The sequence below is a fragment of the Oerskovia douganii genome (assembly GCF_015142735.1).
In the GTDB taxonomy this organism is placed as follows: Bacteria; Actinomycetota; Actinomycetes; order Actinomycetales; family Cellulomonadaceae; genus Oerskovia; species Oerskovia douganii.
The window spans coordinates 1-4,427 of the sequence record NZ_JACSPN010000035.1; the positions used below are offsets into that span (position 1 = coordinate 1).

Annotated in this window: 3 protein-coding genes and 2 pseudogenes; all 5 read right to left on the reverse strand. The window is 65.3% G+C overall.

Going from position 1 to position 4,427, the window contains the following annotated elements:
* Positions 1–384 (reverse strand): annotated as a pseudogene (locus H9623_RS19685) (permease); the annotation flags it as partial.
* Positions 385–391: 7 nt separating this feature from the next.
* On the reverse strand, positions 392–997 hold the full coding sequence (locus H9623_RS17840) for an ABC transporter ATP-binding protein (protein ID WP_191805959.1): 606 nt from the start codon (positions 995–997) through the stop codon (positions 392–394).
* Between the two features lie 26 nt (positions 998–1,023).
* Entirely contained in the window at positions 1,024–2,145 is a 1,122-nt protein-coding gene (locus tag H9623_RS17845) for a peptidoglycan-binding domain-containing protein (RefSeq protein WP_191805920.1), read from the reverse strand.
* Between the two features lies 1 nt (position 2,146).
* On the reverse strand, positions 2,147–2,800 hold the full coding sequence (locus H9623_RS17850; RefSeq protein WP_191805921.1) for a hypothetical protein: 654 nt from the start codon (positions 2,798–2,800) through the stop codon (positions 2,147–2,149).
* Positions 2,801–3,305: 505 nt separating this feature from the next.
* Positions 3,306–3,780 (reverse strand): annotated as a pseudogene (locus H9623_RS17855) (transposase); the annotation flags it as partial.
* Positions 3,781–4,427: the final 647 nt, after the last annotated feature.

A 4,427-nucleotide genomic window follows, 5' to 3' on the forward strand; every position in this document is an offset into this window, starting at 1 on the left:
GCCTGACTCGAGCTCAACGAGGGAATCCGGATCGCCGACCACTGCCCAAAGAGGTATCTTCACACCGCCTTGGCCCTGGTTCGTTGCAGTCACGTCGCGCGGCGACGTCAGGGCTGCGGCTCCCGTGACTGAGTCCAGTGCTGCAACCGAGCCGACGACCGCAGCGCCGAAGAGGCCCTGATCACGAGTATCTGTGACGGTCAGCAGTCGAGCGCCCGCGGACTCGAGCCTTCCTTGGACCTGTGCTTGCGCAGCTGAGGTACGGCCGACAGTAAGGACCGTGGTCAAGCACATCGCTGCGACAAGCAAGACCACCAGGAGCGTCGGCACGGGCCGGCGAATACTGGCGACCAGGGCTTCACGAACCAGCGCCATCGGTTTCATCGCATCCTCACAGCGCTAGCACGTGATCGGCGTGGTCCACGACGAAGGGGTCGTGGGTAGCGATCACGGTCGTCACCCCCTTCGCAGCGGTGCGGAGCGCATCTAGCACTGTTGCAGCGTTCTCACGGTCCAGATTTCCCGTCGGCTCGTCCGCAAGCAGAACGCCCGGCTCGTTCACGAGCGCGCGGGCGACCGCTACGCGCTGAGCCTGTCCACCGGAGATCTCGCCCGGACGATGGTCGGCGCGTTCTCCCACGCCAAGCTGGTCAAGTAGATCTCGCGCACGCTCGAGCGCGCTCTTTCGCGCTCTGCCTGCGTAGAGGGCGGGTTCCAAGACCGAGTCGAGGATCGTCCTCGTTGGGTCCAGGCTCGCATCCTGGAAGACGAACCCAATGCTGTGGGCGCGCAACGCGGAGCGGGCCGCATCCGGGAGCCTGCCGACATCAGCCCCATCAAGGCGAACCGCACCGGATGTCGGGGCGAGCAAGAGACCGACGATGTAGAGGAGCGTCGACTTCCCGCGCCCCGATCCGCCAGTGATCGCGGTCATCTCACCAGGCGTGAAGTGATGAGTCAGCCCGTCGAAGAGCTCCCCCGAGCGACCGCGGTACATGAAGGACAAGTTCTCAACCGAGAGATTCACGTGGCACTGTCCGGGCTGAAACTCGCCGCTCCGACCTTCACTTCCTGCCCGATCTCCAGCCCTTCGACGACAGCAATGCCCTGCGCTGAGCTTAGGAGCTTCACCGGCGCCTGTGATCCATCGCGAAGTTCGACATAGGCAGAGCCATCCTGAGCGGTGATGACCGCCGCAGTGGGGACGCTGGGCCCGGTCACCTCGGGGACGATCACCGCTTCCCCGCGGAGCGTTGTGCGTTCAGCCGCTGGAAGGAGATCGCAGAGGTCGCCACACACGGAACCCCCGTCGGCCCCCTGTAGCGTGAGCACGGTCATGCCGCTCTCGTCCTGCCTCGATTCTGAGACACGGGCACCCCACCTTTGATCCTCAAAGAGAACACGGATGAGGGTCTCGGGCGCTACCAGCTTTGCCTGCTCCTCAGAGAGAACCACCTCGAAAACCAGGTCGCCGGTGGTAGCGAACACGGACTGCTCTCCACCAGCAAGGAGAGCACCCAGCGCGATGTCGTCACCGATGCGGATCGCTGCCGGAAGTGTCGGAACGGCGACAAGCGTGCCGCGCGGCACGATGCCGGTTCGTTCAACTCCGACTGATCGCTGCCACACACGCACGGCCTCGCGCGTCGTCGCCCGGAACACGCCGTCCGGTTCGTGGTCCAGCAAACCCAACCCCTGCAGCATCTGCTGAAGCTGCTCGACATCGGCGCCCTTGACGCCTACGTCGAGGTCTCGGTAGAAAGGCACGTCTCCCTCGGCCGCACGGACGCCGACTCCGTCAACGGCGTAGAGCAGGTCGCCAGGCCGGACGTCGGCCGCCCCGACTTCTGTAACGACACCAGGGAGAAGGTTCGTCGCAACCGCACGGGCAGGTTGCGAGAGCGTCACCCCGACTCCAATAGACCGCCCGACACTCGACTCGACGACTGTCGCCATCGTAGGGACATCCGCACCCTCCGATGTCGGCCGCACGTCCGGAGGCGTCGTGACACGTCCCGCCCACCACCCCAGCACGACGGCAAGAACGAGCAGCGCGGCCCAGAGGCCGACCTTGCCAATTCGCCTGATGTTCGGCTTCCGTGCATCCTTTAACGCTCTACTCCGTGCCACAGCTGTCTGGGCCACCTCAGTCGATCGCAGGGTAGAGGTCCGGCGCATCATGTGGGCACTTCTCATAGAGAAGATCGAGCGCTGTGGAATCGGCTCCTGACGTCGCGTCAATAACGAACGGATCCCAAGCGCCAGCGGCCGCATAGTACTGACCTAGCCAGGTCTGCAAAGACGGCGGCTCAGGTACCTCGAACCCTTCCGCACGTACGCACGGCATCACAGTCTCCACGAGATGGGTGTACTGCATCTCGGCACGGACACGCGGCAACTTGCCCTGCGTCCGCGGATCGGTCGGGTACTGCGCAGCGCACACATACGCGGCCTGGTTGACGATATCTCCCTGCTCGGGCGGCACGTCGTCGAAGTAGACCCCGCCCTGTCCGCCCAGCCTCGCCCCGATGCCTTCGTCGGCGAGGCAGTCGACCTGCGCCTGCGCCCACTGGTCCTGCGCGACGAATCGCACGAGCTCAGTCCCCGGCGGCGCCTCGACCCCATACTGCTCAGCCAGACCTGGGAGGCCCGCCTCATAGAGCGCGATCAATGACTTCCGGTCCTGGGCCCAGTCGTCGCCCTCGGGAGGAACCCCGGCGAGAGACTCCTCCCCACTGGTGGGGTCCACGTCTTCGGAGACGTCAGGTCCCGAGCAGGCACCCGCGATCGCAACGATCACTGTGATCAGGGCAATCGACCGGAGCGCCCGCGGACGCCAGCGGGGCTCAGACGCCACAGGCCACCCCGGACGGGCAGTAGCACGATGCGGCGTGCGAGACAAAGACACCAGAGGTGCCCATGGACGCGATGCGCGTCCCCGCCGAAATCGCCCCAGACCAGCTGTGCGCACCGCTCGTGCTCCACGAAACCTTCACAACGTTGTCGATGCGGTAGGTAACGTCTCCGGTCGTGTTCGAGCTCATCGAGCACCGATAGTTGGTGCCACACGAGAGGTTCTTGGACCACCCCTCTGCGGCCATCGCCGTCCCCGGAACAGCGAATAGCATGGATCCGGCAAGTGCAACTGCCACCAGCATGGCGCGGTACTTTCTCATCGCTCAGCCCTCTTCTCCTGCGGCCAGGAACCCAAGCGCCCCCCGCCTGGGCCGAATGCTACTCAACTCGGCCAGGATCGTCCAATGAATGCGAGGGACTCAGATGCGGGCTTGTGCTTGTTTGAGGGCTCATCGCAGATGAGGGTGTAGTGCGGGTCTGAACCCGCCGGCTTCGAGGAGCGACCTCGCGATGTAGTGGGTGAGGTTGCGGAAGCCGAGGGCGGAGCCGCGGAGGTGTTCGAGGCGACCGTTGATCGCTTCTGTGGGGCCGTTGCTGGTGCCGGGGCGGTCGAAGAACGCCAGCACGTCAGCCGCTCGCTTCTTGAGGGTTCGTCCGAGGGTGACGAGCTCGCTCAGGGCCGCCGGGACCCCGCCGCTCAGGGAGTCGATGACTGCGGTCATGAGCGCGCGGCCTTGGGTGTGGTCCCGGTGGCGGTAGGCGGCGATCATGCGTTGGTAGATGCCCCAGGTCGCTTCGACCTCGACGTGTTCCTCGGTCGCGAACAGTGCCTTCAGGCGTGCGCGTTGGTTGTCGGTGAGCAGGTTGTCGCCGGTGTGCAGGGCGGGCGCGGTAGAGCGGGTCGTTCTTTCGGCCGCGGTGGCCCCCCAAGAAGCCCTCGGGTGCCATTGAGCCCCCAGCACCCCACACGCCCCACAAGAGCCCACAGAACGCGCGAGAAGGGCACGCGCGAGGGCGCAGGGGTCGACAACGGCCCTAGCCTGACGCCACGCGGCCCCCGTCACCCTCCCCCGGCACGACGACGGCGCCCCCACACCCCGAAGGGGGTGCAGGAGCGCCGTGGAGGGCCGTCAGAGCGTCAGAGGGAGGCCGTGCCCCAGATGAAACGCTTACTGGGACGTTCCTTCCAAAGTAACCTCACCGCTCTTGAGCCGGTCAACAATGCAATCGGCGAGATCCACCGCATCCTCATGACTGACCGACTCACCCAGCGTCACCGTAGCGTGCGACGACGGCAGATCAGCACTTTGGATCGATGATCCGATTTCGAGGTCGGACTCCTCGACGCACGTATACCAGTCACCATCGCCCTCAAGGACAGCAATGGTCCAGGGTGCTGCAAGACCATCACTCTTATCCGTTAGGGAAGCCGATGAATCGCTCTGAGCGCAGGCAGATAGGGCTGTGCTGGCACACACGGTCGTGAGCAACACTCTCAGCGCCAGGGCGCGACGTGAAAACTCCACAGATAGCCTCCAAGGAGGTGGCGGGGGGGGGGGGGGGGGGGCGGC

What these genes read in the sequence shown, in the direction of transcription:
- H9623_RS17840 (WP_191805959.1), bottom strand. Translation starts at nt 997, where the DNA reads ATGTACCGCGGTCGCTCGGGGGAGCTCTTCGACGGGCTGACTCATCAC.